The organism is Pseudomonas indica NBRC 103045, assembly GCF_002091635.1.
GTDB lineage: Bacteria > Pseudomonadota > Gammaproteobacteria > Pseudomonadales > Pseudomonadaceae > Pseudomonas_M > Pseudomonas_M indica.
The window spans coordinates 481,689-507,901 of sequence record NZ_BDAC01000001.1; the positions used below are offsets into that span (position 1 = coordinate 481,689).

The following is a 26,213-nucleotide window of genomic DNA, read 5'->3' on the forward strand; positions in this document are numbered from 1 at the left end:
GGAATGCTTGTCTCACATCGGCGCGGTTAATCCGGCAGGGCGAAGACCACCACGGCATTACCACCACTGCCAGGCTGAAGTTCCGGCGTGAGGCGGAGATACGCACCGCTGGTCAGGAACGATCCAACCGGCACCGCGATATATTGCCGACCGTCGACCGCATAGCTGATCGGGAAACCGCCAACCTGCGCCGGCACGACTTGCTCCCACAGAACCTGTCCCGTCATTTGGTCGAGCGCGCGGAATCGACGATTCACGTCTCCGCCGAAAACCAAGCCGCCGCCCGTTGTCAGGAGCGACGTCACGCCAGCCCTGTTATCGAACTGCCACAACTGCCGGCCCGTCTTCACGTTGATGCCGCGGATGGTACCGACGTTGTCATTCGCACCGGGTGCGAATTGAAATCCTCCATTTTCCACATCTTCATTGCCCATCACGGCATTCATGCAGAGATTCGATTCCGGGTAATAAATGGTGTTGGTAAGCGGGCTATAGGCTCCCGCTGGCCAGTTCTTTCCGCCCACCCAGCTCGGGCAGAGTGTAAATTGCTGGCCCACTCCCGTTGGGATTTGCTCGACCGGGATATCCGCGCGCCCTGACAAGGGATCGATACTGCTTATGAGGTTTTGATAAACCGTATCGCGGGCCCACAGGAACTCACCCGTTTTGCGATCGATCGAGTAGAAGATGCCTGTCTTTCCGAAAATTCCCGCGACGACCTTGCGTACTTTACCGGAGCGCATCTTTGGATTGATCCAGTCCACTTCACTGGGGTCCGGTTCGACCGGCGTATCTATCAGGATGCGTTCAAACGTATGGTCCATGTCATATTGATCGCGGAAGTGCTGCTGGTGCCATTTGATCGCGCCCGTATCAGCATCGATGGCGAGCGTTGACGTCTGGTACAAGAACTCATCGTCGTAATGGCCCGGCGGGGCGAAACGGAACTTCGAATTCGGCGATGTCACCGACGTGCCGATGTAGATCAGGTTGAGTTCCGGATCGTAGCTAGGCGCGATCCATGTACCGATATGGCGCCGCGTCTCGTAGGGAACACCGGCCCAAGTTGCGTCAGCGTCCGTTCCAGGTTGTGCGATGGTATAGGTGCGCCAAAGTTGTTCGCCCGTTTTGAGATCGTGAGCGGCAACGAAGCAGCCATCTGCATCTCCGGGTGATTTTGTATTGGCGCAACTGCTGCCAACTATCGCTTTTCCATTGGCAATGATGGGTCCGGAACTATGAATCTTGCCGATCGGGCCCGTCGACTTTTCCCAAAGCAACTTTCCGGTCTTGGCATCGACAGCGATGATGTAGCTGTCCTTGGTGAGGAGTATGAGACGATCCCGCCAAATCGCAATCGAGCGGGTGATGCGGGCACCGAGTACCTTATCTGCCGGGAGTTCTCGACGATATTCCCAAAGAAGATCGCCGGTGGCGGCGTCGAGCGCCTGAATGACATCATCGCCGGTGGCGAAATACATGACACCGTTATGAACGAGCGGCGTTGACTCCATCAGGCCGCCATCGCCAAACGTCCGGGTCCAGGCCACCTGGAGATTGCCGACATTGTCGCGGTTGATCTGGGAAAGCGGGCTGTAACCCCATGAGTCCAAGGTACGCCGCCACATCAGCCAGTCGCCATCGGGCGGGTTCTGCAACATCTTGTCCGTCACCGGAACAAAATCAGAAAGAGGGCTCTTCGCAACGGCCGGATTGACGCTGCCTATTAATATGGCCAAGAAAATCGTTCGCAGTACAAGAGGCCTATTATTGTGCATTCTCTTAAGCTCCTTTTTATTCACGGAACGTCATCATTGACGGGACGATATATTGTCATTAGACGAATGCGCTTTTATTCACCGAATTCAGGGGCGAATTAAAAGTTAAAACTCCAATAATTCGAAAGCCTAGCAGCCCGAATGAACTTGGCAGAATGCCTGGTATTGATCGTTTTTATTTTGCGAACGGCGGCAAACTTTCCCGCTACTTCTTGAAGTATTTAACAAAATCGAAAACTGACAGAAATTTCCTCATCGCACCCAATACCGAGGTGAAAAAGATGAGCTTAACTGCAAAGAGTTCGCAGGCAGGCTGAATCACTCGAGCCTCTGATCAAGCGCAGAACGGGATTACAACGTTAACTATTTGAAATAGAAAAGCCCCGATTACGGGGGCTTTTCATGTTCACAGAAAAACGTTCTGTGCTTAGTTCACTGCGTCCTTGAATAACCATTAGGAAAACGTATCAGATTCATGCCGAGACGAAATCCATATAACAATCATACACTTACGAATGAAATCTGTCTAAGATTGATGTATTGGTTTCAATCCACGGCTACACCATAGGATTCCGTCACCGAAACCTCAAACTCCCAGGGATTTTGAAACACTCATCGCCCGCTGGCTGCCTCCTTCACTTCTTGCGCCATCAGAAAATGACCCCCATCGCGAAACCGGCTCCCCTCAAGATCCTTGTTGTCCACGAGCATCCTGCACTCCGATCCCAGATTCGCATAAGCCTAGAAGGCTCCGGATATGAGGTGATTGAGGCACATAGCTGTAAACAAGCGGTTGGCCTCCTACATTCCTCTGAATTTTCAGCAATGATTGTTGACAATGATGCGCACGACTTTGAGAGCGCATCCCCTCTATCCGAACGGAAGTTCACAAGGAATTCCAACGTACCCTGCATCGTACTTGCGACTAGCCGCATACTTCAAAAACCCTCGAAGTACTTCAATGCAGAAACGGATGATTATTTGTTAAAGCCATTCAAGATCACCGAACTCGACAACCATGTAAAGGCCACATTTAACACGCATCACGGAAAACCGAAACTAACACTTGGCAGCGTCACGGTCTGCAGGACGTCGTGCACAATAACAATCAACCGATCTACATCCGCGCTTCCACGCAAGCAAATGGAACTGCTTTACACGTTAATAAGCAATTCACCAAGAGTAATTAAAAAGCAACACTTCGCAGAGACCCTATACCTGCCTAATATGAAGGTAACCCAGCCCAAACAGGCTGTTGAGTCGCTGGTATTTCGTTTACGAAAGCGACTGCGCGCTGCCAGCTGCGATGTGCGCATAAAATGCATTCGAGGAGTGGGGTACAAGGTCTCAGTCAGCAAAAGGTAAATATCCAAATTGCAATATTTTAATGGCGCAACCGATCAGCCAAGAAAACTCCATGCGTTCCGCTCGTGTGCTGAGTTGAGTGACAACAGCCGTCTCATCAGCAGCCTCTCGCTGCAATATGGATCGAATGGCTCCCCAAACCTCAGAGAAGGCTAACGCCCCGGATTGCTCGTTCTCCATCATGAACGAACTGAAGCTGCTCTAATTGCTCTTGAAGGCCAGTGGCAGAGTAGAGGTAGACTCAAGATCAGGTATCCGCATGGGCCACCCGCCTACCGATAGCGACATCGGTACTAGCCAGCTTCAGGTGCGGAGGTAGATCTAATTGAAAGGAATAGCAAATCTACAAATTCACAATACGGCAGGGACCGTTACTATCGCCGCCCCCATTTACAGTCGTAAGAATGACTGACTGATAAACTCTCAGGTTTCTTCCCAGAAGCAACAGGCCCACTGACAGGGCAGCTACCTCTGTTCCCAGCTACTGTTGACCGACCCGTTAAAGGTCCAGAGTCCGATTTTCCGTAAAATCAGTTCAGAAAATATTTCGTGTACGTGGACGAAAGCGGTGACCACGGCCAGGGAAGCGTCTATCCAAACTACCCGGTTTTCGTCCTTGCCTTTTGTGTCTTCCACAAGAGCCACTATGCGCAACGCGTCGCACCGTCAACTGAGACGTTCAAGTTTAAGCATTACGGTCATGACCTCGTGATATTACCCGAGACCATATCCGGAAGGGGAAAGATGGCTTCCGACTCGACGGTTGTATCGGCAAACTCAACGGTTGAGGGAGGCGCTGCGTCTCTGCATCAACTGGATAGCCGGTGCCCATATTTGTGCAGAGCCTCTCTAGCGCTTTGCACTACACTGCCTTAAACGCTTAGTTCATCACGAACGGAAGAGACTATGCTCGATTACTTCGCACTGGGTTTGTTGATTTTCGTCGGGCTAGTGCTGTTTTACGGAATGATAGTGATTCATGACATCCCTTGCGAAATTGCCAAGCACCGCAACCACCCCCATCAGGATGCGATCCATGCTGCCGGTTGGGTCAGTATGTTCACATTGCATGCGCTCTGGCCGTTCCTGTGGATTTGGGCGATGCTGTACCGAGAAGAGCGTGGCTGGGGCTTTGACGATGGCAAGTCGCCGCAAAGTCATGCCGTTAGCCTGGAGCAACAAATTGCTGAACTGCAACAGCGTATCGAAAGGCTGGAGAGGGCAGCAGAGCCGCCACTTGTCTCGGGTACAGTCGATTCCGGCGAGGGAGTCTGAGCCATGGACCTTCTGCTTGCACTCACCTATGCGGCCTTTGCTGTCGCGCTGTTCAAGATCTTTCGCATCCCGCTGAACAAGTGGGCCGTACCCAAGCGGTGTTGGGCGTAGTGCATTGATTTTGCCTTGATCTTCGCAATTAACTACAACCACCCACACTCAAGGACTTCGAGTTCGTATTTCGCATCCATACTTTTAATCACCGATTTTACCGGCGAGGTAATCGACGTGCCGGAGGGAAATCAACGGATCAAGGGGGCCTTTCTGTGCAGCTTCTTGAGTTCTATACAGTGCCCATATCCACCTCAGGGCTCAAGGTGCCCAGCCAAGCGACTAGGCACACAATGATTATTGCTACTGAGAATTCTATGGCCATGCTGCGCCGCAAAACATTAACCGCGCCATCGTACTCTCCACTCTGGATCGAGCGTGCCAAAAGTGGGCTCAAGTGAAAGCGGTTCAGCGTGGCTAGTGCGAGCATCGCTACAAATAGTAAAACTTTCAGAGAAAGCAGTGCGCCATAAGTGCTAATCGCTATCCCATCCAGCGTCGGGCCAACGATAAACAGATAGTTTACAGCACCTGTAATAACCAGGCTCACTACGATCAATGCACCCGCAGACTCGAATCCGGTAAGAACTCTGGAAAGAATTCGCACCTCCTGTTCGCCATTGAGTATCTTTGCCCTGAGCAATAGAGCGAATGCCGCCAATGCGCCCAGCCAACCACCTGCAGCCAAGAGGTGGAAGATGTCACTAGCGAAATGTATATAGCGGCGATTGCCCTCATCCATCGCGCCATGCCCAGTCCAGGCGAGGGTTGATAGCGCGATGGCACCGCACACAGTAACTAGCCAAAGGCTCAAGGTCGGAAGGCGTCGGTTTACTGTCAAGGCCATACCCGCCAGAACAAGGGCAGCTAGACGAACCATCCACGTGAGCCCAACGTCAGTACCGGTAATCACCATTTCGAAGATATGGTGATTAAGCTCCGTAAGCTCTGAAACTCCACTCATTGCCTTGGCAAGCAACAACATGGCAGCGAGTGACAGGAGTATGCCAGCAAATACTGCACCAAAGATAAGCGACTCAAAGTTCAAGACAGCGCCGGATACTCGCTCTTTCCCCCTGAGACTGTACAAACCAAAAATGGCCAATCCGAACAGCAGCATGAGGTCCATATAAAGAGCGAAGCGAACGGCGATGTTGATTGAGTCGCTCATGGATCATTTCACGTTGAAAACAAGGCTGCCTGTTACTGGGTGAGTGTCGGAAGAGACTGCTCGCCATTCAACCTTGTAGGTACCCGTGGTTAACGGAGCGGCGGGTGTGATGACCATCGTTTTTGGATCATCGCTGCCGGAAACATTCGCCTTAACACCCATCGGGGAATTCGGCATGCCGGGCATATCGGTCATGATCAGCTTCGCACCGGAGAACTGAGCCGTGAGGTTTTCCGAGAAATGCAGCTCAATCTTGGATGGTGCGGTGGAAGTCGAGCCTTCCGCAGGAGTAGAGGACACTAGCTTTGGATGTGCTTGGGCCATAGCGCTCAACAGCAAACCAGCGCCCAGTGCAACAGCTGCGGTAGTGGTTTTAAAGAATGACATGCAAGACTCCTCACAGCGTTAGCTGTTGGTACGAGGTTTGGTGGGGAATTTCTAGTTTTTACTTCTCGATCCTGGTTAGAACCACTCGCCAACACCAAGCGTATGCTGCGTCCTGGTAGGCACTGAACCGAGGTTATGGATCAAGCTAGCCACTTCGTAGAGCTAGGACACGATGCCACATCACCGCCGACCGTTCGATTACATTTCAGTAAGGTTGGCGGGCACTTTCTGGGGCGACGTTGAGGGCAGGAAGTAGCTCCCTGCCTGCAGCTCACCAAACCTTATTCGATGAGCAAGCCGAGAGCGGCGGTGATAAGTGACAGAGAGTTGGGGCCGCGTCGCAGCCCCCCTCGTCAAAGCACCTGCCTGAGGAAACTCTGTGCCCGTGGGTCCCGCGGCTGATCGAAGAACTGCGCGGGGGGCGCGTCCTCCAGCAGTTTGCCGTGGTCGAAGAACAGCACCCGGTCGGCCACTTCGCGGGCGAAGCCCATTTCGTGGGTGACGCAGACCATGGTCATGCCTTCCTGGGCCAACCCCTTCATCACGTCCAACACCTCGCCGACCATTTCCGGGTCCAGCGCCGAGGTGGGTTCGTCGAACAGCATCACCTTGGGCTCCATGCACAGGGCGCGGGCGATGGCCACGCGCTGCTGCTGGCCGCCGGACAGGCGCGAGGGGTACTCGTTGGCCTTCTGCGCGATACCCACCTTGGCCAGCAGCGCCTGGGCCTTGGCCTCGCGCTCGGCCTTGCCGCGCTTGCGCACAACCTTCTGCGCCAGGCAGAGGTTCTCCAGCACCGTCATGTGCGGGAACAGGTTGAAGTGCTGGAACACCATGCCCACCTCGCGGCGGTAGGCATTCACATCGGTCTTCGGGTGGGCCAGGTCGACGCCATCGATGACCACCGAACCGGCGTCGAACTCCTCCAGGCCGTTCAAGCAGCGCAGGAAGGTGGATTTGCCGGAGCCGGAAGGCCCCAGTACCACCACCACTTCGCCCTTGGCCACTGCCGTATCCACCTTGTCCACGGCGCGTACGAGATGGCCGCGGGCGTTGAAGGTTTTAATCAGTTCACGGACTTCAATCACTTTGAGCGAGCCTCCGTTCCAGGCGGCTGGCGATTTGCGACAGCGGCAGGTTGATGACGAGGTAGAGCGCGGCGATGCAGAACCAGATCTCGAAGGTGGAGAACGAGGTGGTGATCGCCTCACGGCCGCTCTTGGTCAGTTCGGTGATGGCGATCACCGAGACCAGCGAGGTGTCCTTGACCAGGCTGATGAACTGGCCGGCCAGCGGCGGCAGCACACGCTTGAACGCCTGGGGCAGGATTACGTGGCGCATCGACTGGGCGCCGGTCAGGCCCAGGGAACGGGCCGCCTCGTTCTGCCCTCGGGCGACGGACTGCACCCCAGCACGGACGATCTCGCCGACGTAAGCGCCGGTGAACAAGGCCAGCGCCGCCACCCCGGCAAATTCGCGGGAGAGGTTCAGCACGGTACCGATGAAGAAGTAGAAGATGAAGATCTGCACCAGCAGCGGCGTGCCGCGCACCAGCTCGACGTAGACCGTGGACAGGTCGCGCAACGTAGGGTTGTTCGACAGCCGGCAGAGGCCGGTGAACAGGCCAATCACCAGGCCCAGCGCGCCGGAGACCACGGAGATCCACAGAGTGGTCCAAAGCCCCCAGAACAGCGGCCCAAGTTTCCAATGGCGGGTGACGCCCACGACATCGCCCTCGGCCACCTCATCCCCTTTGGCGAGCTTCAGGCTGTCTCCTGCGACTTCCAGTGCTTGCCGGTTTCCCGCTTCACTGACCAGGACGACCTGAGAGGTTGCGCCGCGTACCGCGATGTCTTCGACGCGTCCGAAGTCGCTGGCACGATGCTCGTCCTCAGCTTGGTAGGCGAAATACTGCGGTACGCGATTCCAGCGCCATTCGTAGGAAATCAGCGAAGTGGAATACCAGAGTCCATAGGCCAGCGCTAACAACAGGAAAGCCGTCAGGGCGTGCCATGGCCATTGGTCAAACTTCTTAAGACTCGCCCGGGAGGGCTGCCCCGCCAGTGCACCGGCGGGCAGCAGGCGTCGTATAAGTGTATTCATAGAGAGATCTCGAGCGCGGGCGTTGAGGTTGTACGCAACAGGGCCTGGGTTGAAGCCAGGCCCTGCCGGATTTCGGATTGCTTACTCCATTTCCGCGAGCCAGTCGGTCTTCTTGAACCACTTGGCATGGATGCGATCGTAAGTGCCGTCCTGCTTGCTCTGGCGCAGGAAGTTGTTGATCCAGTTCAGGCTGTCGTAATCGCCTTTCTTCAGACCGAAGGCCAGGGGCTCGAAGGTGAAGGGCTCTTCCAGGAACACCAGCTTGCCGGCGCCGGCCTTGTTCACCGCCACCACGTTGTAGGGCGCGTCGTAGATGAAGGCATCGGCCTTGCCGTTGACCACATCCATCAGCGCTTCCTGCTCGTTGTCGAAGCCGTGGTACTGGGCCTTGGCGATCAGTTTCTTGGCGACCATCTCACCAGTGGTGCCGATCTTCGAGGTGATGCGGTACTGACCATCGTTCAGGTCCTTGTAGGACTTGATCTGGCCTTGCAGCTCCTTGCGGATCAGCAGGGTCTGGCCGACCACGATGAAGGGTTCGGAGAAGTTGATGCGCAGGTTGCGCTCCTGGGTCAGGGTCATGCCGGAGCCGATCATGTCGAACTTGTCGGTCAGCAGGGCCGGGATGATGCCGTCGTAGCTGGTGGACACCAGTTCCAGCTTGACGCCCATGGACTTGGCCATGGCCTTCAGCACATCGACTTCGAAGCCGATGATCTCGCCGCGCTTGTTGGTCATCTCGAAGGGCATGTAGGGGTCGTCTCAGAAAACGGAAAATAAAGCACGCTAAGGCATAGCCGAACCTGCCAAGCTTGCTCCACCCTGTAGTGACGCGATCAGCGGGCAGGAAACGTTCCCCCTTCGCGCATGGCAGGCGCACACCAACTCAGACAGCACGGCCTCCATGCGCGCCAGGTCAGCCATTTTCTCGCGCACGTCCTTGAGCTTGTGCTCGGCCAGACTGCTGGCTTCCTCGCAATGGGTGCCATCCTCCAGCCGCAGCAGCTCGGCGATCTCATCCAGGCTGAAGCCCAGCCGCTGGGCTGATTTCACGAAGCGCACCCGCGTTACATCCGCCTCGCCATAGCGGCGGATGCTGCCATAGGGCTTGTCAGGCTCCAGCAACAAGCCCTTGCGCTGATAGAAACGGATGGTCTCCACATTGACCCCGGCCGCCTTGGCGAAAACGCCAATGGTCAGGTTCTCCAAATTGTTTTCCATATCGCTTGACTCCGTACATGAGTACGGAAGTAAGGTTACGCTATCCAATTTCAATTCGAAAGGACAAGCGCATGTCTGAACCAAAAACCGGGCGCGGCGCGCTCTTCACTGGAGGGCTTGCCGCCATCCTCGCCTCGGCTTGCTGCCTCGGGCCGTTGGTTCTGATCGCCTTGGGGTTCAGCGGCGCTTGGATCGGCAACTTGGCGGTGTTGGAACCCTATCGCCCCATCTTTATCGGCGTGGCGCTGGTGGCGTTGTTCTTCGCCTGGCGGCGCATCTACCGGCAGGCAGCGGCCTGCAAACCGGGTGAGGTCTGCGCGATTCCCCAAGTGCGAGCTACTTACAAGCTCATTTTCTGGATCGTGGCCGCGCTGGTTCTGGTCGCGCTCGGATTTCCCTACGTCATGCCATTTTTCTACTGATCGGAGTTCACCATGAAGAAACTGTTTGCCTCCCTCGCCCTCGCCGCCGTTGTTGCCCCCGTCTGGGCCGCCACCCAGACCGTCACGCTGTCCGTACCGGGCATGACCTGCTCCGCCTGCCCGATCACTGTCAAGAAGGCGATTTCCAAGGTCGAAGGCGTCAGCAAAGTTGACGTGACTTTCGAGACACGCCAAGCGGTCGTCACCTTCGACGATGCCAAGACCAGCGTGCAGAAGCTGACCAAGGCAACCGCAGACGCGGGCTATCCGTCCAGCGTCAAGCAGTGAGTCACTGAAAACGGCACCGCAGCACAACGGACGTCATTGTCTGGCGCCACAAACGATAAAGGATCTGTTGCATGACCCATCTAAAAATCACCGGCATGACTTGCGACTCGTGCGCGGCGCACGTCAAGGAAGCGCTGGAAAAAGTGCCAGGCGTGCAGTCGGCGCTGGTGTCCTATCCGAAGGGCACAGCGCAACTCGCCATCGTGCCGGGCACATCGCCGGACGCGCTGACTGCCGCCGTGGCCGGACTGGGCTACAAGGCAACGCTAGCCGATGCGCCACTGGCGGACAACCGCGTCGGACTGCTCGACAAGGTGCGGGGATGGATGGCCGCCGCCGAAAAGCACAGTGGCAACGAGCCCCCGGTGCAGGTAGCGGTCATTGGCAGCGGTGGAGCCGCGATGGCGGCGGCGCTGAAAGCCGTCGAGCAAGGCGCGCAGGTCACGCTGATCGAGCGCGGCACCATCGGCGGCACCTGCGTCAATGTCGGCTGTGTGCCGTCCAAGATCATGATCCGCGCCGCCCACATCGCCCATCTGCGCCGGGAAAGCCCGTTCGATGGCGGTATTGCGGCAACTGTGCCTACGATTGACCGCAGTAAGCTGCTGGCCCAGCAGCAGGCCCGCGTCGACGAACTGCGGCACGCCAAGTACGAAGGCATCCTGGGCGGTAATCCGGCCATCACCGTTGTGCACGGTGAGGCGCGCTTCAAGGACGACCAGAGCCTTACCGTCCGTTTGAACGAGGGTGGCGAGCGCGTCGTGATGTTCGACCGCTGCCTGGTCGCCACGGGTGCCAGCCCGGCGGTCCCGCCGATTCCGGGCTTGAAAGAGTCACCCTACTGGACTTCCACCGAGGCCCTGGCGAGCGACACCATTCCCGAACGCCTTGCCGTAATCGGCTCGTCGGTGGTGGCGCTGGAGCTGGCGCAAGCCTTTGCCCGGCTGGGCAGCAAGGTCACGGTCCTGGCGCGCAATACCTTGTTCTTCCGTGAAGACCCGGCCATCGGCGAGGCGGTGACAGCCGCTTTCCGTGCCGAGGGCATCGAGGTGCTGGAGCACACGCAAGCCAGCCAGGTCGCCCATATGGACGGTGAATTCGTGCTGACCACCACGCACGGTGAATTGCGCGCCGACAAACTGCTGGTTGCCACCGGTCGGACACCGAACACGCGCAGCCTCGCGCTGGACGCAGCGGGGGTCACTGTCAATGCGCAAGGTGCCATCGCCATCGACCAAGGCATGCGCACGAGCAACCCGAACATCTACGCGGCCGGCGACTGCACCGACCAGCCGCAGTTCGTCTATGTGGCGGCAGCGGCCGGCACCCGTGCCGCGATCAACATGACCGGCGGCGATGCGGCGCTCGACCTGACCGCAATGCCGGCCGTGGTGTTCACCGATCCGCAAGTGGCGACCGTGGGCTACAGCGAGGCGGAAGCCCACCACGACGGGATCGAGACCGACAGCCGCACCTTGACCTTGGACAACGTGCCGCGTGCGCTCGCCAACTTCGACACACGCGGCTTCATCAAGTTGGTTATCGAGGAAGGCAGCCATCGGCTGATCGGCGTACAGGCGGTCGCGCCGGAAGCGGGTGAACTGATCCAGACGGCGGCTCTGGCCATTCGCAACCGCATGACGGTGCAGGAACTGGCCGACCAGTTGTTCCCCTACCTGACGATGGTCGAGGGGTTGAAGCTCGCGGCGCAGACCTTCAACAAGGATGTGAAGCAGCTTTCCTGCTGCGCCGGGTGAGAAAAAGGAGGTGTTCAATGAACGCCTACACGGTGTCCCGGCTGGCTCTTGATGCCGGGGTGAGCGTGCATATCGTGCGCGACTACCTGCTGCGCGGATTGCTGCGCCCGGTGGCGTGCACACCAGGCGGCTACGGCTTGTTCGATGATGCCGCCTTGCAACGGCTGTGCTTCGTGCGGGCGGCCTTCGAGGCGGGCATCGGCCTCGACGCGCTGGCGCGGCTGTGCCGGGCGCTGGATGCGGCGGACGGCGACGAAGCGGCCGCGCAGCTTGCCCTGCTGCGTCAGTTCGTCGAGCGTCGGCGCGAAGCGTTGGCCGATCTGGAAGTGCAGTTGGCCACCCTGCCGACCGAGCCGGCACAGCACGCGGAGAGTCTGCCATGAACAACCCCGAGCGCTTGCCGTCCGAGACGCACAAACCGATCACCGGCTACCTGTGGGGCGGACTGGCTGTGCTGACTTGCCCCTGCCACCTGCCCATCCTCGCTGTCGTGCTGGCCGGCACAACCGCCGGTGCTTTCCTCGGCGAGCATTGGGTCATCGCGGCGCTCGGTTTGACCGGCCTGTTCCTTCTGTCCCTGTCGCGGGCGTTGCGGGCATTCAGGGAAAGAGAATGAGCGCTTTCCGGCCGGATGGATGGACGACGCCGGAACTGGCCCAAGCGGTCGAGCGCGGGCAGCTTGAACTGCACTACCAGCCCGTCGTCGATCTGCGCAGTGGTGGGATTGTCGGCGCGGAAGCCCTGTTGCGCTGGCGTCATCCGACGCTTGGACTATTGCCACCGGGCCAGTTCCTGCCCGTGGTCGAATCGTCCGGCCTGATGCCTGAAATCGGCGCTTGGGTGCTGGGCGAAGCCTGCCGCCAGATGCGTGACTGGCGAATGCTGGCATGGCGACCGTTCCGGCTGGCCGTCAATGTTTCGGCGAGCCAAGTGGGACCGGACTTCGACGGGTGGGTAAAGGGCGTGCTGGCTGATGCCGAGTTGCCCGCCGAGTATCTCGAAATCGAGCTGACCGAATCGGTCGCGTTTGGTGATCCGGCGATCTTCCCCGCCCTGGACGCCTTGCGGCAGATCGGTGTGCGCTTCGCCGCCGATGACTTCGGGACGGGGTATTCCTGTCTGCAACATCTGAAGTGCTGCCCAATCAGCACGCTCAAGATCGACCAATCGTTTGTCGCCGGGCTCGCCAACGACCGCCGCGACCAAACCATCGTGCACACCGTGATTCAGCTTGCGCACGGGCTGGGCATGGATGTGGTGGCTGAAGGCGTGGAAACATCGGCGAGTCTTGATCTATTGCGACAAGCGGACTGCGACACAGGACAAGGCTTCCTGTTCGCGAAGCCAATGCCGGCGGCGGCATTCGCCGTCTTCGTCAGTCAATGGAGGGGTGCCACCATGAATGCAAGTGACTCGACCACCACCAGTTGCTGCGTGTGCTGCAAGGAAATCCCGCTCGATGCCGCCTTCACCCCGGAAGGCGCGGAATACGTCGAGCACTTCTGCGGGTTGGAGTGTTATCAACGCTTCGAAGCGCGTGCCAAGACAGGGAACGAAACCGATGCCGATCCGAACGCCTGCGACTCGCTACCGTCAGATTGAGGCATACCCTAACTTGGCGTCAGACCATCCGGCGCTAAATCGTCAGAATAGAGTTGCCTTCCGAATTGATTGACATACGCCGTCAAGGGTCATAGATTTCTTCCTGACACATTTCCCTCAGGAGGATACCTTGCACGGTCAGCGCATCGGTTACGTCCGCGTCAGCAGCTTCGACCAGAACCCAGAACGGCAGCTCGAACAGATCCAGGTGGATAAAGTGTTCACCGACAAGGCGTCGGGCAAGGACACACGGCGGCCCGAACTGGAACGGCTGCTCGCCTTCGTGCGCGAAGGCGACACGGTCGTGGTGCACAGCATGGATCGTCTGGCGCGCAACCTCGACGACCTGCGCCGCCTGGTGCAGGGCCTCACCCAGCGCGGCGTACGCATCGAGTTCCTTAAGGAGCATTTGACCTTCACCGGCGAGGACTCGCCGATGGCGAACCTGATGCTGTCGGTAATGGGCGCGTTCGCCGAGTTCGAACGCGCCTTGATCCGCGAGCGGCAGCGCGAGGGCATCGCGCTCGCCAAGCAGCGCGGGGCCTACCGTGGCAGGAAGAAATCCCTGTCGTCTGAGCGTATTGCCGAACTGCGCCAACGTGTCGAGGCTGGCGAGCAAAAGACCAAGCTGGCTCGTGAATTCGGAATCAGTCGCGAAACCCTGTATCAATACTTGAGAACGGATCAGTAAATATGCCACGTCGTTCAATCCTGTCCGCCGCCGAGCGCGAAAGCCTGCTGGCGTTGCCGGACACCAAGGATGAGTTGATCCGTCACTACACGTTCAGCGAAACCGACCTCTCCATCATCCGGCAGCGGCGCGGCCCGGCCAACCGGCTGGGCTTCGCCGTGCAGCTCTGTTACCTGCGCTTTCCTGGTGTCATCCTGGGCGTCGATGAGCCGCCGTTTCCGCCCTTGTTGAAACTGGTCGCCGACCAGCTCAAGGTCAGCGTCGAAAGCTGGGACGAATACGGGCAGCGGGAGCAGACCCGGCGCGAGCACCTGGTCGAACTGCAAACGGTGTTCGGCTTCCAGCCCTTTACCATGGGCCACTACCGGCAGGCCGTCCAGTTGCTGACCGAGATGGCCTTGCAGACCGACAAGGGCATCGTGCTGGCCAGCACCTTGATCGAGCACCTGCGGCAGCAGTCGGTCATTCTGCCTGCCCTCAACGCCGTCGAGCGGGCGAGCGCCGAAGCAATCACCCGCGCCAACCGGCGCATCTACGATGCCTTGGCCGAACCGCTGTCGGACGCGCATCGCCGCCGCCTCGACGATCTGCTCAAGCGTCGGGACAACGGCAAAACGACCTGGCTGGCCTGGCTGCGCCAATCGCCCGTCAAACCGAATTCGCGGCACATGCTGGAACACATCGAACGCCTCAAAGCGTGGCAGGCGCTCGACCTGCCTTCTGGCATCGAGCGGTCGGTGCACCAGAACCGCCTGCTCAAGATCGCCCGTGAGGGTGGCCAGATGACGCCCGCCGACCTGGCCAAGTTCGAGGCGCAGCGACGCTATGCCACCCTGGTGGCGCTTGCCATCGAGGGCATGGCCACCGTCACCGACGAAATCATCGACCTGCACGACCGCATCCTGGGCAAGCTGTTCAACGCCGCCAAGAACAAGCATCAGCAGCAATTCCAGGCGTCCGGCAAGGCGATCAACGCCAAGGTGCGGTTGTTCGGCCGCATCGGCCAGGCGCTGATCGAGGCCAAGCAGGCGGGCCGCGATCCGTTCGCCGCCATCGAGGCCGTCATGTCCTGGGATGCCTTCGCCGAGAGCGTCACCGAAGCGCAGAAGCTTGCGCAGCCCGAGGACTTCGATTTCCTGCACCGCATCGGCGAAAGCTACGCCACGCTGCGCCGCTACGCGCCGGAATTCCTTGCCGTGCTCAAGCTGCGGGCCGCTCCCGCCGCGAAGGACGTGCTCGACGCCATCGAGGTGCTGCGCGGCATGAACAGCGACAACGCCCGCAAGGTGCCCGCCGACGCGCCGACCGAGTTCATCAAGCCGCGCTGGCAGAAGCTGGTCATGACCGACACCGGCATCGACCGGCGCTACTACGAACTGTGCGCGCTGTCGGAGATGAAGAACGCGTTGCGTTCCGGCGACATCTGGGTGCAGGGGTCGCGCCAGTTCAAGGACTTCGAGGACTACCTGGTGCCGCCCGCGAAATTCGCCAGCCTCAAGCAGGCCAGCGAATTGCCGCTGGCCGTGGCCACCGACTGCAACCGGTACCTGAACGACCGGCTGACGCTGCTGGAAACACAGCTTGCCACCGTCAACCGTATGGCGACGGCCAACGAGCTGCCGGACGCCATCATCACCGAGTCAGGCTTGAAGATCACGCCGCTCGACGCGGCGGTACCCGACACCGCCCAAGCGCTGATCGACCAGACGGCAATGATCCTGCCGCACGTCAAGATCACCGAACTGCTGCTGGAGGTGGACGAATGGACGGGCTTCACTCGGCATTTCGCGCATCTGAAATCGGGCGACCCGGCCAAAGACAAGAACCTGTTGCTGACCACGATCCTCGCCGACGCGATCAACCTGGGCCTGACCAAGATGGCGGAGTCTTGCCCCGGCACGACCTACGCCAAGCTGGCTTGGCTGCAAGCCTGGCACATCCGCGACGAAACCTACGGGGCGGCGCTGGCCGATCTGGTCAACGCACAGTTCCGCCATCCCTTCGCCGAGCACTGGGGCGACGGCACCACCTCATCGTCGGACGGCCAGAACTTCCGCACCGGCAGCAAGGCCGAGAGCACCGGCCACATCAACCCGAAATACGGGAGCAGCCCAGGGCGGACGTTCTACACCCACATTTCTGACCAGTACGCGCCATTTCACACCAAGGTCGTGAACGTCGGCGTGCGCGATTCGACCTACGTGCTCGACGGCCTGCTGTACCACGAGTCCGACTTGCGGATCGAGGAGCATTACACCGACACGGCGGGCTTCACCGATCACGTCTTCGCCCTGATGCACCTCCTGGGCTTCCGCTTCGCGCCGCGCATCCGCGACCTGGGCGACACCAAGCTCTACATCCCGAAGGGCGACGCCGCCTATGACGCGCTGAAACCCATGATCGGCGGCACGCTCAACATCAAGCACGTCCGCGCCCATTGGGACGAAATCCTGCGGCTGGCCACCTCGATCAAGCAGGGCACGGTGACGGCCTCCCTGATGCTCCGAAAGCTCGGCAGCTACCCACGCCAGAACGGCCTGGCCGTGGCGCTCCGCGAGCTGGGCCGCATCGAGCGCACGCTGTTCATCCTGGACTGGCTGCAAAGCGTGGAACTGCGCCGCCGCGTGCATGCCGGCCTGAACAAGGGCGAGGCGCGCAATGCGCTGGCCAGGGCAGTGTTTTTCAACCGCCTGGGTGAAATCCGCGACCGCAGTTTCGAGCAGCAGCGCTACCGGGCTAGCGGCCTCAATCTGGTAACGGCTGCCGTCGTGTTGTGGAACACGGTCTATCTGGAACGGGCTGCGCACGCGCTGCGTGGCAACGGCCATGCCGTTGATGACGCGCTGTTGCAGTACCTGTCGCCGCTCGGTTGGGAGCACATCAACCTCACCGGCGATTACCTCTGGCGCAGCAGCGCCAAGATCGGCGCGGGCAAGTTCAGGCCGCTACGACCGCTGCAACCGGCTTAGCGTGCTTTATTTTCCGTTTTCTGAGGCGACCCCATGTAGGTCGGGTCCATGCCAACGCGCAGGGTGCCGCGTTTGACTGCGTCGTCGACCATGCCGGCATGGGCGGAAAGCCCGGTAAGCGCGCAGGTAGAAAGCAGAAGCATCGTCAGGAGTTTTCTCATGGGTATCTCTTCTTGTTGGATGAGTGCGGCTTTGTATTGACACGTACTTCATTGCGCGTGCCTGTATATACATGCACGCAAGTCATGGGCCAATTCAGGCAACCCAAGTGAAATCTGCCGTGCCGCACTGAAATAGAGAGGTCGCGAGTGAATGAGCACACTAGGCCCTAGTCATGGCCTGTTACTCATCGTGACGATCGCTGGGGAATTTTTTCCCGATGCATATGAGCATTAGTGTGGTGTGGCGTCGACGCCGCCTGCCTTGCTACTTCCGTTTGAACGGCGCGACCAACTGCGCCCGATAGCCCACTGGGTAGTCCCGCTCCAGAAGCCCCACTTGCGCCTCGCCGAGCTTGCCCGCGCTGTCGTAGAAGGTCCCCAACAAGTGGTCCCACACCAGAAAGAACTCACCAAAATTGACTTGGGCGTCCTCGAATTCGCGCTTGTGGTGCCAGCGGTGCGTCTCCGCAACCCCAATCATGTAGCGCAGCCAGCCGAGGGAGTAGTCGAGGTTGGAGTGCTGGAAAGCCAAATGCACGGTCAGGATGCCAAGCCAGGCCGCCACGACGGCGGACAGCGCGCCCGTCGCAAACAGCACTAGCAGCCCCGGCCCCGCCATGATCACCGCATGCAAGGGATGCCGGCGTTCGCCATTCATCCAGTAGAGCCGTTCGGCACTGTGGTGGGGTTTATGCAGACGCCACAGCCACGGCACATGGTGGCTAAGCCGGTGCATGGCATAAAAGCTGAGGTCAAGAACCCCTGCTGCGATAAGCAGTTGGCACCACAAGGGCAGCTCTGTTGGGAAGGTGCGAACCGCATCAGGCACCCAATCACCCAGTCGAGCCAGCACCGTGGCGGTGAACTGAATAACGGACAGGTTGACGAGCGTATGCAGCAGGTCGGTCAGAGTGTCTTGGCGATCTTCCAACCAGCTCTCCCGAAAGGGCTGCAGTCGCTCCAGCATGGCGATCGAAAGAAGCCCCACTGCGGCAATGAGTGGGGTGGTTGGCCAATATGGAAGGCCTTCGTACAGCAGCCAGAGCATCCAGCCGGCCGTGCCGCCAAAGACCACGGGATAGCTGAACCAACGGATCATGAACCTGAGGTAGCTGCTCATCGCACAGTCCTCCCTGCAGTGACTAGCACTTTGAGCCACTCAGGTGGGGCTAGGCTTGAACGAAAAAGCTGATCTCAGCCGATCAGGTGGACGTGACCCAGCGCCGAAGTCGGGTCGAGGCCAAACAGGTTTCGGAAGGTCCGGGAGAAGTGCGCGGCATCGGCAAAACCGGCAGCATGGGCGGCCTCGGTCAGGCTGCGGCCGGCAGCAATATTCTGAAGCGCCGCGACCAGACGGCTCCACTTCCGGTAGCTGCGCAGTGGCAAACCAGTCTGCTCAACGAACCAATGCGAAAACCGAGTCGGCGACAGATGGACCAGCCTGGCCAGGTACTGTCGACCATGTATCGACTCACGCACGGCAGCGAGTACGGTCTGCAGTCTCGGATCAATGACAGAGGCGTTGGCCAGGCTGAGGGCTTGGCGAACCCGATCTCGCATCTGCTGGGCTGAAACGTTCGGTTCTGCCAGCAAGCTCTGCAGGGCGAAGATAGCCTCCATGTCGATGTCCACGGTTATCGCGTCCGCCCCGGCATGTAGGGCAAAGGCCTCTTCGGACAATGCGTCGAGGTAGATCGAAAGGATCTCTATCGCTTCGATCCGATGCATGACGCCGGCGCGGATGCAAACAGCTCGGGCCCTGACTTCGGAACCCGGGGTATGCACAGTGAGCTCGGTGGCTAGGCCAATAGTAATCTGGTGGGCCATATGGCAATGCCAATCTTGGCCTCCGGCCTGCCCAAGGAAGACGCCCAGTCCGGGGGATATCCAAGCCTGGCCACGCCATCCAACACCCTGCACTGTGTTCACGCGGAAGACCTTCAGGTTTCCGCGTTCCGCTGGTTGGCAATTTTTTGCACTTCCGCTTGGAACGCTTCATCGAGCACGCTGGGTTTCTTGCGCCAAGGCTGGCGATCAGGCTTGCGCTGGGCGGCGTAAAGCACCACCTCACCTCCGTCGCGCTCGACGAAACTGCGCGCTTGCTGCTCCAGCTCCGCCCGAAGTTGCTCTTTGGTCATACGGTCTCCCTTGTCTCGTTTAGCCGAGGAAACTCCATGTGAAAGGTGGTATGACCGTGCGCCGACGTGCACCAGATCCGACCGCTGTGGGCTTCGACAATTGACCGGGTGATCGACAGCCCGAGACCAGCATTACTGGGAGTGCCTTCTCGCCGTGCGGGGTCGGCGCGGTAAAACCGGTCGAACAGGCGCTTGAGGTGTTCAGCAGGAATGGATTCGCCCGGGTTCTCGACACTCAGCCTGGTCGACGCAGCCGTCTGGGCGATTCTCACCGTGACACTCTTTCCGGGCGGGGTATAGCGCAGGGCATTGGAAAGTAGGTTCGAAATGGCGCGATCCAGCATCAGCACATCACCGCGAACACTGCCCAGCCCTGTAAGCTTGAGTGCTATCCCACGATCATCTGCCATCAGTTGGTAGTACTCGAAGAGCTTGGCGACCACCGTCTCCAGTTCGACCAATTCACGCTGCGGCACGATCAAGCCATTATCCGCCTTGGCGAGGAACAGCATGTCGTCGATGATCCGCGACATGCGCTTGAGGTCGTCGAGGTTCGAGTAGAGATTTTCCTCATACGCCTCAATGTCCCGCTTCCTGGACAGCACGACCTCCGTGTGCGTCATCAGGTTGCTAACGGGTGTCCGCAACTCGTGGGCGATATCGGCGGAGAAGTTAGAGAGCCGCACGAAGGCCTCATCCAACCGGGCCAACATCGCGTTGAATGACGTCATCAACTGCTGCAGCTCCAAGGGCACCGGCTCCATTGGAATGCGCTCCTTTAGCGATTTGGCCGACATCGAGGCCGCCACCTGGGTGACTTGCCGCAGAGGCCGCAAGCCACTGCGTGCCACGACCCAGCCCAGCCCAGCACTGACCAGGGCGCTGATGACCAGCCCAATGATGAACCAGCGCTGCAAGGCCTCGAAAAAGGCCATGTGGTGGGTCACGTCCAACACCAACAACAAGGTCAATGGTGCTGCCAGACCCGGGACGTTGAGCTCGGCCGTCAAGCCGCGGTACATGTACTCCTGATCCTCCCACTCCCACATGGTGGGGGCCGACCTGACGCGCAGCCCTTGGGGAACATTCACCATGGTCGGCTCCGCGAACAGGACCTTGCCATCGCTGTCCAAGATGATCGCAGCTAGGTCCCGGTGTGCGCCGAGTAGCGCACTGAGCTGCGGCTTCAGATCGGTGAAGTCGGTCACGCTGGGTAATCCCTGCAGGATGCTTTGCGCCGACTCCAGCTTTTCCACCAGGACTTGGTAGTCGAGCGACTTGAAGTGACGCTGGCTCAGATGGTTGAAGCTCAGCCCGGCCACGGTCAAAACTGCAGTCACGGCGAGCATGAACATCAGGCTCATCCGCGCCGTCAGGGAGAGATGCCTCATTCCGGGTCGGGCCCATCGAGCATGTAGCCCATGCCGCGGGCGGTATGGATCAGCTTCACCGCGAAGTCATCATCAATCTTCGCACGCAGACGGCGCACCGCTACCTCGATCACATTGGTATCGCTGTCGAAGTTCATGTCCCAGACCTGCGAGGCGATCAGGGACTTCGGCAGGACTTCACCGCGCCGTCGGATCAACAATTCCAGCAGGGAAAACTCCTTGGCGGTGAGCTCGACGCGCTTTCCACCGCGCGTGGCGCGGCGCTTCAGCAGGTCAACTTCCAGATCAGCAATTCGCAGGATCGCCTGAGTTGGCACACTGCTACCACGGCGCAGGAGTGTCCTCACCCGCGCCAGGAGCTCGGAGAACGCGAAGGGCTTGATCAGGTAGTCATCGGCGCCCAACTCCAGCCCCTTTACCCTGTCATCGACCCCGTCCCGGGCAGTCAGGAAAAGCACCGGAACGTCTTTCCCGGCGGCGCGTACCATCCGCAGCACTTCCCAACCGTCCAGCCCCGGCATCATCACGTCCAGGATCAACAAGTCATAGGACTCGCTGAGGGCATGCTGAAGCGCATCAGTCCCCGTCATGACCCGATCGACATTGAACCCAGCCTCGCTGAGCCCCTGTTGCAGGTAAGTGCCGGTTTTAGGTTCGTCTTCAGCAACCAGTAATTTCATTGCGCAGTATCCATGTGTCGAATGGACGCAGTTTGCAGTGAATACCACCCCCCAACCACAAGCTTACAAAAATGTAATTCTGGCTTCAGGCCTCTGTCAGGGAACGCTGGCTAGGGTTCAAGCATGAGCGATGAGTGTGCGCTCGCCCGGCCCCAAACGACCAAGCCAGCAGGGCCGGCCCCACTACTTGTATGGAGACTGCCCTATGAGATCACTGAAACCCCTGCTTCTGGTTGGGTCGCTCTTGCTGTCTTCTGCAGTGTGGGCTGAAGGCGGGAGCGATCGCACGTTTCAACGCATCGAGCAGATGCGCGACAAGGCCGAGGCCGTGCTGATCCAGGCAGAAAAGGCGCCGGCCAGCGAGCGTCATGTGCACATGAAAGAGCACATGAAAATGCTCGACGACATCATGACGCAGCTCCACAACGAACATCCCAAGCCGGGGATGACGGCCGAGGAACATCTGGCGTGGATGGAGCAGCACGACAAGCTGGTGGACGACGTACTCGGGCAAATGATGCGTGAGCACAAGCTGATGCTGGCTGACAAAGAATGCCATCCCTAACGAATTTCCCCATCTTCAAGGCCTTTCGTGATTGCTCCTTTGGCCTGGCGGCGCCTTCGCGGCGCCGCACTTTTTTCACCTGACAGAGATGTAGTTTCGGGGTAAGCCGCCCGACAGCCGTCGGGCAATAGCATGAGATTTCAACCAATCCTGAGAGGTCTCATCATGAATAGCTTAAGTCCCACTATGTTGATCGCCGCATTGTTCTTCGGCACCGCTACGCAAGGCTTCGCTGTCGCGGCGGGTACCGAATCCAATGCTCCTCGGCAAGCCCAGGCCTCGCCCTCCACGCGCACCGTGTTCATCAAGCTGGACGACATTAGCTTCAGCCAGAAGTCGATCGACGTGAGACCCGGCGAGACTGTCCGCTTTGTGTTGAAGAACGAAGGGGCGCTGATGCACGAATTCAACATCGGCCGTGTCTCATTGCAACACGAGCATCAACGCGAAATGGCGGCCCTGATGCAGGACGGCACCCTGACACCGACGGGCAAGGCGAAGTCCATCGTTTGGCGCGAGCGCAATACCGGTCCTGGTGACTCCACCCCGCCCAGCTATCCAGAAGTCATTGAAGCGACACACGACGACCCGAATGCCGTCCTAGTCGAGCCCGGGACGACGAAGGAGTTCGTTTGGACCTTTGCTGACGCAACCAACTTAACTTTTGCCTGCACCCTGCCAGGCCACACTCAGGCCGGGATGATTGGCGACTTTGTGATGCGTTGACCGACGATTCGTCTGCCCCCAGGTCTTCGGACCGGGGGGCGGCACCTCGTCAAGCCTTACAGATATGTAGCGTTCGCGTAATCCTGCTGGCAGCTCTGGCTGGCTAGCATCGAAGACGTTTCAACCCACACTATGTTGCGAGGTTCATCATGCAGAAGGCCAAGCCCGCTTCTTCCCTGATTGCCATTGTTTCCCTGCTCACCGGTGCAATCGCCCAGGCCGATGCTGGCCACGCGAAGGACGATGTTGGACGACCCGGCACTCTGGCCGAGGTTGACCGCACCATCGAGGTGACGATGGGCGATGTCTACTTTGCCCCGGAAAGTATCGATGTCAGAGACGGAGAAACCATCCGGTTCGTGCTGAAGAACGATGGCACGACGTTGCACGAATTCAACCTGGGTAAAGCGGCCTCCCACGCCGCTCACCAGAAGGAAATGGCCACCATGTTCCAGAACGGCACGCTTAGCCCAACGGGACGCAATCACGACATGCAGGCAATGGACCATACGATGGGGGGCATGAAGATGGTCGGCATGGAGCACAGCGACCCCAACAGCGTGCTGGTCGAACCGGGGGCCACTCAGGAGCTGATCTGGACCTTCAGCAAAACCACCGGTTTGCAATTTGCCTGCAACGTGCCCGGCCACTATCAACTCGGCATGGTCGGCCCGATCAACGTGCAGTGAGCGGTATTGATTGGCGTCAACTGCTGTTCACGAGGTGTCGTCTAGGCTGAGGAACGCGGCAGCGGACGACACTTCCCCCCTCAGCTCGGGAGTTGAATCATGACGGAATCCCATCACCATGGCACCGAACCGACTACACCCTTCTGGCGGAGCAAAGCGGGAGTCGCGCTGATCATGCTGGCGGTGATCGGTCTGTTCTATGTGGCACGGGAGCACTACGGCCACCTTTCCCTCGCTTTACCGTACTTGATCCTGCTGCTTTGCCCGTTAATGCATCTCTTCGGACATAACCATGGCGGGCATTCTCACCAGGACCGCGAAGACCCCAGCAAGCCGGACAACAGAGGGAACTAATCCATGCACACCGCTTCGTGCCAGCACGGCCATGACCACTCACACCAGCATGAGCAACCGGATGGAAGTCAGCGCGATCCGGTGTGCGGCATGGCAGTGCCGCCGGACAGTCGCTTTCGTGAGCAATACCAAGGTCAAACCTACCGCTTTTGCAGCGAGAAGTGCCTGACCAAGTTCCAGGCGGAACCTGCGCAATACGTCGCCCCAACAGGCGACCACGCGCATGCGGGCCACGAGCATGCTAACCATACCCAGCCGGCCGTTGCGCAGGTGCCCGGTGCAGGCGTTGCCGAATACACCTGTCCCATGCACCCGCAGATCCGCCAACCCGGCCCTGGCACTTGCCCGATCTGCGGAATGACTCTGGAACCGGTCATTCCCGAGCTGGAAGAGGAGGAGAATCCGGAGCTCAAGGATTTCACCCGTCGGTTCTGGTGGACCCTGCCCTTGACCGTGATCGTGACCTTGCTGGCCATGACCGCGCACCAGCTGCAATTGCTGCATGGCGCGACCCAGAACTGGGTTGAGTTCGTGCTGGCGACGCCGGTGACCCTGTGGGCCGGCTGGCCCTTCTTCGTACGCGGGGTCGCCTCGATCCGCCACCGCAGCCCCAACATGTGGACGCTTATTGGCCTAGGGACAGCAGCCGCCTACCTCTACAGCGTGGCCGCGACCCTGGTCCCTCAAGTCTTCCCGGCGACCTTCATGGAGGACGGCCGCATCGGTGTCTACTTCGAAGCGGCCGCAGTCATCATCTCGTTGACCCTGTTGGGGCAAATGCTTGAGCTAAAGGCACGCTCGCAAACCTCGGCGGCCATCAAGGCTCTCCTGGGCCTCGCGCCCAAGACTGCGCGGCGTATCAATGCCGATGGTGGCGAGGAAGATATTCCCCTGACTCACGTACACACAGGCGACCACCTGCGGGTCCGCCCGGGGGAGAAAGTCCCGGTCGATGGGATAGTACTGGAAGGCGAAAGCGCGGTTGATGAATCCATGTTGACCGGTGAACCCGTACCAGTAATGAAGAAAGCTGGTGAGCCCCTCATTGGAGCCACGCTCAATACCCACGGCAGCCTGGTGATGGAAGCGCAGAAAGTCGGCGCCGAAACCATGCTGTCGCAGATCGTGCAGATGGTCGCTCGTGCTCAGCGCTCGAAGGCGCCCATGCAGCGAATGGCTGATATCGTCGCCGGGTACTTTGTCATGGGGGTGGTGCTGATTGCGGTCTTGACCTTCCTCGGCTGGGGGCTTTTCGGGCCAGAACCCGGTTGGGTCTATGGCCTGATCAATGCCGTTGCGGTACTGATCATCGCTTGCCCGTGTGCATTGGGCCTCGCCACGCCTATGTCGATCATGGTGGCAACGGGCAAGGCTGCTGGTAGTGGCGTGCTGTTCCGGGACGCAAGCGCCATCGAAAACCTGTGCAAGATCGACACCTTGATCGTGGACAAGACCGGCACCCTGACCGAGGGGCGCCCAGTGTTCCACAGCGTCGTGGGTACCAGTCGGTTCGCACCGGCCGAGGTCTTGCGCCTGGCAGCCAGCCTGGACCAGGGCAGCGAACACCCGTTGGCCCATGCGATCGTCGACCATGCACGGGCCACCGGGGTGGTCCTAAGTAAACCCGAAGCGTTCGAGTCCGGCTCCGGCATTGGCGTTCGTGGCCAGGTGGAGGGCATGCAACTGCAGCTTGGCAATACCGCCTTGATGGAGGACGCCGGGCTGGATATTTCCGCGCTCAGAGATCGGGCTGAGCTGCTCCGCCTGGATGGTATGAGCATCATGTACCTGGCTGTTGATGGAGTGTTGGCCGGTCTGCTGGCGGTGTCCGACCCGATCAAGCCAAGTTCCAAGGAAGCGGTAACCCGCCTTCAGGCCGACGATGTGAAGGTCATCATGGCCACCGGAGATGGGGTGACCACGGCCCGCGCGGTAGCGAAGCAGCTGGGGATCGAGGAAGTCCACGGCGAAGTGAAACCCCAGGACAAGGAGAAGCTGGCAGCCGACCTGCAGGCGTACGGCCGTCGTGTGGCAATGGCCGGCGACGGGATCAACGACGCCCCCGCACTGGCGCGTGCCGATGTCGGCATCGCCATGGGTACCGGTACCGACGTGGCGATGAACAGTGCCCAAGTGACTCTGGTGAAGGGTGACCTGACGGGCATCCTGCGGGCACGGCAGCTCTCCGTGGCCACCGTGAAGAACATGCGTCAGAACCTGGGTTTTGCCTTCCTCTACAACGCGATGGGCATACCGTTGGCGGCTGGTTTGCTCTATCCGCTGACGGGGCATCTGCTGTCGCCGATGATTGCCGCCCTGGCCATGAGTGTCAGCTCGGCCTCGGTAGTCTTTAACGCGCTGCGCCTACGGCGTACTGACATCGGCTGAACCGGCCAGCTTCCAAGGTACGGCCAGCGGCGCGAAGATGC

General features: G+C 59.5%; 29 protein-coding genes and 3 pseudogenes. 18 read left to right on the forward strand and 14 right to left on the reverse strand.

What is annotated here, in order from left to right; all coding sequences use genetic code 11:
* Positions 1-26: 26 nt before the first annotated feature.
* Positions 27-1,802 (reverse strand): pyrroloquinoline quinone-dependent dehydrogenase, encoded by a 1,776-nt coding sequence (locus tag PIN01S_RS02170; protein WP_139198525.1) that lies wholly within the window; start codon positions 1,800-1,802, stop codon positions 27-29.
* Between the two features lie 131 nt (positions 1,803-1,933).
* Here PIN01S_RS02170 and PIN01S_RS26620 point away from each other — a divergent pair, with 131 nt between their 5' ends.
* Both PIN01S_RS26620 and PIN01S_RS27400 read left to right on the forward strand, forming a co-directional pair.
* Positions 1,934-2,095 (forward strand): hypothetical protein, encoded by a 162-nt coding sequence (locus tag PIN01S_RS26620; protein ID WP_169715773.1) that lies wholly within the window; start codon positions 1,934-1,936, stop codon positions 2,093-2,095.
* A gap of 340 nt (positions 2,096-2,435) precedes the next feature.
* Positions 2,436-3,143: a response regulator transcription factor gene (locus PIN01S_RS27400; RefSeq protein WP_084333434.1), complete on the forward strand. Its 708-nt coding sequence runs from the start codon at positions 2,436-2,438 to the stop codon at positions 3,141-3,143.
* Here the strand turns inward: PIN01S_RS27400 and PIN01S_RS26625 are convergent.
* Positions 3,126-3,326: a hypothetical protein gene (locus PIN01S_RS26625; protein WP_169715769.1), complete on the reverse strand. Its 201-nt coding sequence runs from the start codon at positions 3,324-3,326 to the stop codon at positions 3,126-3,128. The genes PIN01S_RS27400 and PIN01S_RS26625 overlap by 18 nt on opposite strands.
* 372 nt (positions 3,327-3,698) lie before the next feature.
* Between PIN01S_RS26625 and PIN01S_RS27405 the strand changes: the two genes are divergently transcribed.
* From PIN01S_RS27405 to PIN01S_RS27515, 3 genes and pseudogenes are all read left to right on the forward strand, one after another.
* Positions 3,699-4,019 carry a hypothetical protein gene (locus PIN01S_RS27405; RefSeq protein ID WP_336297429.1) on the forward strand — a complete coding sequence of 107 codons (321 nt, stop codon included), beginning with the start codon at positions 3,699-3,701 and terminating at the stop codon, positions 4,017-4,019.
* A gap of 30 nt (positions 4,020-4,049) precedes the next feature.
* Entirely contained in the window at positions 4,050-4,418 is a 369-nt protein-coding gene (locus tag PIN01S_RS02180; protein ID WP_084333436.1) for a DUF3302 domain-containing protein, read from the forward strand.
* Between the two features lie 3 nt (positions 4,419-4,421).
* Positions 4,422-4,652: pseudogene (locus PIN01S_RS27515) on the forward strand (HlyD family secretion protein); the annotation flags it as partial.
* A gap of 49 nt (positions 4,653-4,701) precedes the next feature.
* Here the strand turns inward: PIN01S_RS27515 and copD are convergent.
* The 6 genes and pseudogenes from copD to merR form a co-directional block, all read right to left on the reverse strand.
* Complete coding sequence (gene copD, locus PIN01S_RS02185) at positions 4,702-5,640, reverse strand: copper homeostasis membrane protein CopD (protein WP_084333438.1); 939 nt, start codon at positions 5,638-5,640, stop codon at positions 4,702-4,704.
* Positions 5,641-5,643: 3 nt separating this feature from the next.
* Positions 5,644-6,027, reverse strand: coding sequence for a copper homeostasis periplasmic binding protein CopC (gene copC, locus PIN01S_RS02190; RefSeq protein ID WP_084333440.1), 384 nt, complete (start codon positions 6,025-6,027; stop codon positions 5,644-5,646).
* Between the two features lie 353 nt (positions 6,028-6,380).
* Complete coding sequence (locus PIN01S_RS02195) at positions 6,381-7,115, reverse strand: amino acid ABC transporter ATP-binding protein (protein ID WP_084333442.1); 735 nt, start codon at positions 7,113-7,115, stop codon at positions 6,381-6,383.
* Positions 7,108-8,130: an amino acid ABC transporter permease gene (locus PIN01S_RS02200; RefSeq protein ID WP_084333444.1), complete on the reverse strand. Its 1,023-nt coding sequence runs from the start codon at positions 8,128-8,130 to the stop codon at positions 7,108-7,110. The genes PIN01S_RS02195 and PIN01S_RS02200 overlap by 8 nt, the downstream gene beginning before the upstream one ends.
* 81 nt (positions 8,131-8,211) lie before the next feature.
* A pseudogene (locus PIN01S_RS02205) lies at positions 8,212-8,892 on the reverse strand (transporter substrate-binding domain-containing protein); the annotation flags it as partial.
* Between the two features lie 24 nt (positions 8,893-8,916).
* Complete coding sequence (merR, locus tag PIN01S_RS02210) at positions 8,917-9,351, reverse strand: mercury resistance transcriptional regulator MerR (protein WP_003131969.1); 435 nt, start codon at positions 9,349-9,351, stop codon at positions 8,917-8,919.
* Positions 9,352-9,422: 71 nt separating this feature from the next.
* Between merR and merT the strand changes: the two genes are divergently transcribed.
* The 8 genes from merT to PIN01S_RS02250 all read left to right on the forward strand — a co-directional run bounded on the left by merT (position 9,423) and on the right by PIN01S_RS02250 (position 17,080).
* Positions 9,423-9,773, forward strand: a complete 351-nt coding sequence (gene merT, locus PIN01S_RS02215; protein ID WP_003131974.1) for a mercuric ion transporter MerT — start codon at positions 9,423-9,425, stop codon at positions 9,771-9,773.
* Between the two features lie 12 nt (positions 9,774-9,785).
* Positions 9,786-10,061, forward strand: a complete 276-nt coding sequence (merP, locus tag PIN01S_RS02220) for a mercury resistance system periplasmic binding protein MerP (protein WP_003131987.1) — start codon at positions 9,786-9,788, stop codon at positions 10,059-10,061.
* 71 nt (positions 10,062-10,132) lie between these two features.
* Complete coding sequence (merA, locus tag PIN01S_RS02225; RefSeq protein WP_003158917.1) at positions 10,133-11,818, forward strand: mercury(II) reductase; 1,686 nt, start codon at positions 10,133-10,135, stop codon at positions 11,816-11,818.
* Between the two features lie 17 nt (positions 11,819-11,835).
* Positions 11,836-12,201, forward strand: coding sequence for a mercury resistance co-regulator MerD (gene merD / locus PIN01S_RS02230; RefSeq protein WP_000995360.1), 366 nt, complete (start codon positions 11,836-11,838; stop codon positions 12,199-12,201).
* A complete protein-coding gene (gene merE, locus PIN01S_RS02235) occupies positions 12,198-12,434 on the forward strand; it encodes a broad-spectrum mercury transporter MerE (RefSeq protein WP_003132004.1) in 237 nt (78 codons plus the stop codon). Before merD ends, merE begins: the two co-directional genes overlap by 4 nt.
* A complete protein-coding gene (locus PIN01S_RS02240) occupies positions 12,431-13,420 on the forward strand; it encodes a DUF3330 domain-containing protein (RefSeq protein WP_003132006.1) in 990 nt (329 codons plus the stop codon). Before merE ends, PIN01S_RS02240 begins: the two co-directional genes overlap by 4 nt.
* A 130-nt stretch (positions 13,421-13,550) precedes the next feature.
* Complete coding sequence (locus PIN01S_RS02245) at positions 13,551-14,111, forward strand: recombinase family protein (RefSeq protein ID WP_003124096.1); 561 nt, start codon at positions 13,551-13,553, stop codon at positions 14,109-14,111.
* Between the two features lie 2 nt (positions 14,112-14,113).
* Positions 14,114-17,080 (forward strand): Tn3 family transposase, encoded by a 2,967-nt coding sequence (locus PIN01S_RS02250; protein WP_001138070.1) that lies wholly within the window; start codon positions 14,114-14,116, stop codon positions 17,078-17,080.
* A gap of 5 nt (positions 17,081-17,085) precedes the next feature.
* On the opposite strand, the pseudogene PIN01S_RS26180 reads toward PIN01S_RS02250, so the two are convergent.
* The 6 genes and pseudogenes from PIN01S_RS26180 to PIN01S_RS02275 all read right to left on the reverse strand — a co-directional run.
* Positions 17,086-17,241: pseudogene (locus PIN01S_RS26180) on the reverse strand (transporter substrate-binding domain-containing protein); the annotation flags it as partial.
* A 265-nt stretch (positions 17,242-17,506) separates the two neighbouring features.
* Positions 17,507-18,361: a sterol desaturase family protein gene (locus PIN01S_RS02255; RefSeq protein ID WP_084333446.1), complete on the reverse strand. Its 855-nt coding sequence runs from the start codon at positions 18,359-18,361 to the stop codon at positions 17,507-17,509.
* Between the two features lie 74 nt (positions 18,362-18,435).
* Entirely contained in the window at positions 18,436-19,170 is a 735-nt protein-coding gene (locus PIN01S_RS02260) for a helix-turn-helix domain-containing protein (RefSeq protein WP_084333448.1), read from the reverse strand.
* 11 nt (positions 19,171-19,181) lie between these two features.
* Positions 19,182-19,379: a hypothetical protein gene (locus tag PIN01S_RS02265; protein WP_077524899.1), complete on the reverse strand. Its 198-nt coding sequence runs from the start codon at positions 19,377-19,379 to the stop codon at positions 19,182-19,184.
* The gene (locus PIN01S_RS02270; protein WP_084333450.1) at positions 19,376-20,770 is read right to left on the reverse strand and encodes a heavy metal sensor histidine kinase; all 1,395 of its coding nucleotides are present in this window, start codon (positions 20,768-20,770) and stop codon (positions 19,376-19,378) included. Before PIN01S_RS02270 ends, PIN01S_RS02265 begins: the two co-directional genes overlap by 4 nt.
* On the reverse strand, positions 20,767-21,450 hold the full coding sequence (locus tag PIN01S_RS02275; RefSeq protein ID WP_084333452.1) for a heavy metal response regulator transcription factor: 684 nt from the start codon (positions 21,448-21,450) through the stop codon (positions 20,767-20,769). The genes PIN01S_RS02270 and PIN01S_RS02275 overlap by 4 nt, the downstream gene beginning before the upstream one ends.
* 205 nt (positions 21,451-21,655) lie before the next feature.
* On the opposite strand from PIN01S_RS02275, the gene PIN01S_RS02280 reads away from it, so the two are divergent.
* The 5 genes from PIN01S_RS02280 to PIN01S_RS02300 all read left to right on the forward strand — a co-directional run bounded on the left by PIN01S_RS02280 (position 21,656) and on the right by PIN01S_RS02300 (position 26,172).
* On the forward strand, positions 21,656-22,015 hold the full coding sequence (locus PIN01S_RS02280) for a co-regulatory protein PtrA N-terminal domain-containing protein (RefSeq protein ID WP_084333454.1): 360 nt from the start codon (positions 21,656-21,658) through the stop codon (positions 22,013-22,015).
* A gap of 165 nt (positions 22,016-22,180) precedes the next feature.
* Positions 22,181-22,741, forward strand: coding sequence for a cupredoxin domain-containing protein (locus PIN01S_RS02285; RefSeq protein ID WP_084333455.1), 561 nt, complete (start codon positions 22,181-22,183; stop codon positions 22,739-22,741).
* A 149-nt stretch (positions 22,742-22,890) separates the two neighbouring features.
* Positions 22,891-23,430, forward strand: coding sequence for a cupredoxin domain-containing protein (locus tag PIN01S_RS02290; RefSeq protein WP_084333456.1), 540 nt, complete (start codon positions 22,891-22,893; stop codon positions 23,428-23,430).
* Positions 23,431-23,529: 99 nt separating this feature from the next.
* A complete protein-coding gene (locus PIN01S_RS02295) occupies positions 23,530-23,784 on the forward strand; it encodes a DUF2933 domain-containing protein (protein WP_084333458.1) in 255 nt (84 codons plus the stop codon).
* Between the two features lie 3 nt (positions 23,785-23,787).
* A complete protein-coding gene (locus tag PIN01S_RS02300) occupies positions 23,788-26,172 on the forward strand; it encodes a heavy metal translocating P-type ATPase (RefSeq protein ID WP_084333460.1) in 2,385 nt (794 codons plus the stop codon).
* Positions 26,173-26,213: the final 41 nt, after the last annotated feature.

Coding starts and splice junctions, on each gene's coding strand:
- PIN01S_RS26620 (WP_169715773.1), top strand. CDS start 1,934: ATGCCTGGTATTGATCGTTTTTATTTTGCGAACGGCGGCAAACTTTCC.
- PIN01S_RS27400 (WP_084333434.1), top strand. CDS start 2,436: ATGACCCCCATCGCGAAACCGGCTCCCCTCAAGATCCTTGTTGTCCAC.
- PIN01S_RS26625 (WP_169715769.1), bottom strand. CDS start 3,326: ATGATGGAGAACGAGCAATCCGGGGCGTTAGCCTTCTCTGAGGTTTGG.
- PIN01S_RS02180 (WP_084333436.1), top strand. CDS start 4,050: ATGCTCGATTACTTCGCACTGGGTTTGTTGATTTTCGTCGGGCTAGTG.
- copD (WP_084333438.1), bottom strand. CDS start 5,640: ATGAGCGACTCAATCAACATCGCCGTTCGCTTCGCTCTTTATATGGAC.
- copC (WP_084333440.1), bottom strand. CDS start 6,027: ATGTCATTCTTTAAAACCACTACCGCAGCTGTTGCACTGGGCGCTGGT.
- PIN01S_RS02200 (WP_084333444.1), bottom strand. CDS start 8,130: ATGAATACACTTATACGACGCCTGCTGCCCGCCGGTGCACTGGCGGGG.
- merR (WP_003131969.1), bottom strand. CDS start 9,351: ATGGAAAACAATTTGGAGAACCTGACCATTGGCGTTTTCGCCAAGGCG.
- merT (WP_003131974.1), top strand. CDS start 9,423: ATGTCTGAACCAAAAACCGGGCGCGGCGCGCTCTTCACTGGAGGGCTT.
- merP (WP_003131987.1), top strand. CDS start 9,786: ATGAAGAAACTGTTTGCCTCCCTCGCCCTCGCCGCCGTTGTTGCCCCC.
- merA (WP_003158917.1), top strand. CDS start 10,133: ATGACCCATCTAAAAATCACCGGCATGACTTGCGACTCGTGCGCGGCG.
- merD (WP_000995360.1), top strand. CDS start 11,836: ATGAACGCCTACACGGTGTCCCGGCTGGCTCTTGATGCCGGGGTGAGC.
- merE (WP_003132004.1), top strand. CDS start 12,198: ATGAACAACCCCGAGCGCTTGCCGTCCGAGACGCACAAACCGATCACC.
- PIN01S_RS02240 (WP_003132006.1), top strand. CDS start 12,431: ATGAGCGCTTTCCGGCCGGATGGATGGACGACGCCGGAACTGGCCCAA.
- PIN01S_RS02250 (WP_001138070.1), top strand. CDS start 14,114: ATGCCACGTCGTTCAATCCTGTCCGCCGCCGAGCGCGAAAGCCTGCTG.
- PIN01S_RS02255 (WP_084333446.1), bottom strand. CDS start 18,361: ATGAGCAGCTACCTCAGGTTCATGATCCGTTGGTTCAGCTATCCCGTG.
- PIN01S_RS02265 (WP_077524899.1), bottom strand. CDS start 19,379: ATGACCAAAGAGCAACTTCGGGCGGAGCTGGAGCAGCAAGCGCGCAGT.
- PIN01S_RS02270 (WP_084333450.1), bottom strand. CDS start 20,770: ATGAGGCATCTCTCCCTGACGGCGCGGATGAGCCTGATGTTCATGCTC.
- PIN01S_RS02275 (WP_084333452.1), bottom strand. CDS start 21,450: ATGAAATTACTGGTTGCTGAAGACGAACCTAAAACCGGCACTTACCTG.
- PIN01S_RS02280 (WP_084333454.1), top strand. CDS start 21,656: ATGAGATCACTGAAACCCCTGCTTCTGGTTGGGTCGCTCTTGCTGTCT.
- PIN01S_RS02285 (WP_084333455.1), top strand. CDS start 22,181: ATGAATAGCTTAAGTCCCACTATGTTGATCGCCGCATTGTTCTTCGGC.
- PIN01S_RS02290 (WP_084333456.1), top strand. CDS start 22,891: ATGCAGAAGGCCAAGCCCGCTTCTTCCCTGATTGCCATTGTTTCCCTG.
- PIN01S_RS02295 (WP_084333458.1), top strand. CDS start 23,530: ATGACGGAATCCCATCACCATGGCACCGAACCGACTACACCCTTCTGG.
- PIN01S_RS02300 (WP_084333460.1), top strand. CDS start 23,788: ATGCACACCGCTTCGTGCCAGCACGGCCATGACCACTCACACCAGCAT.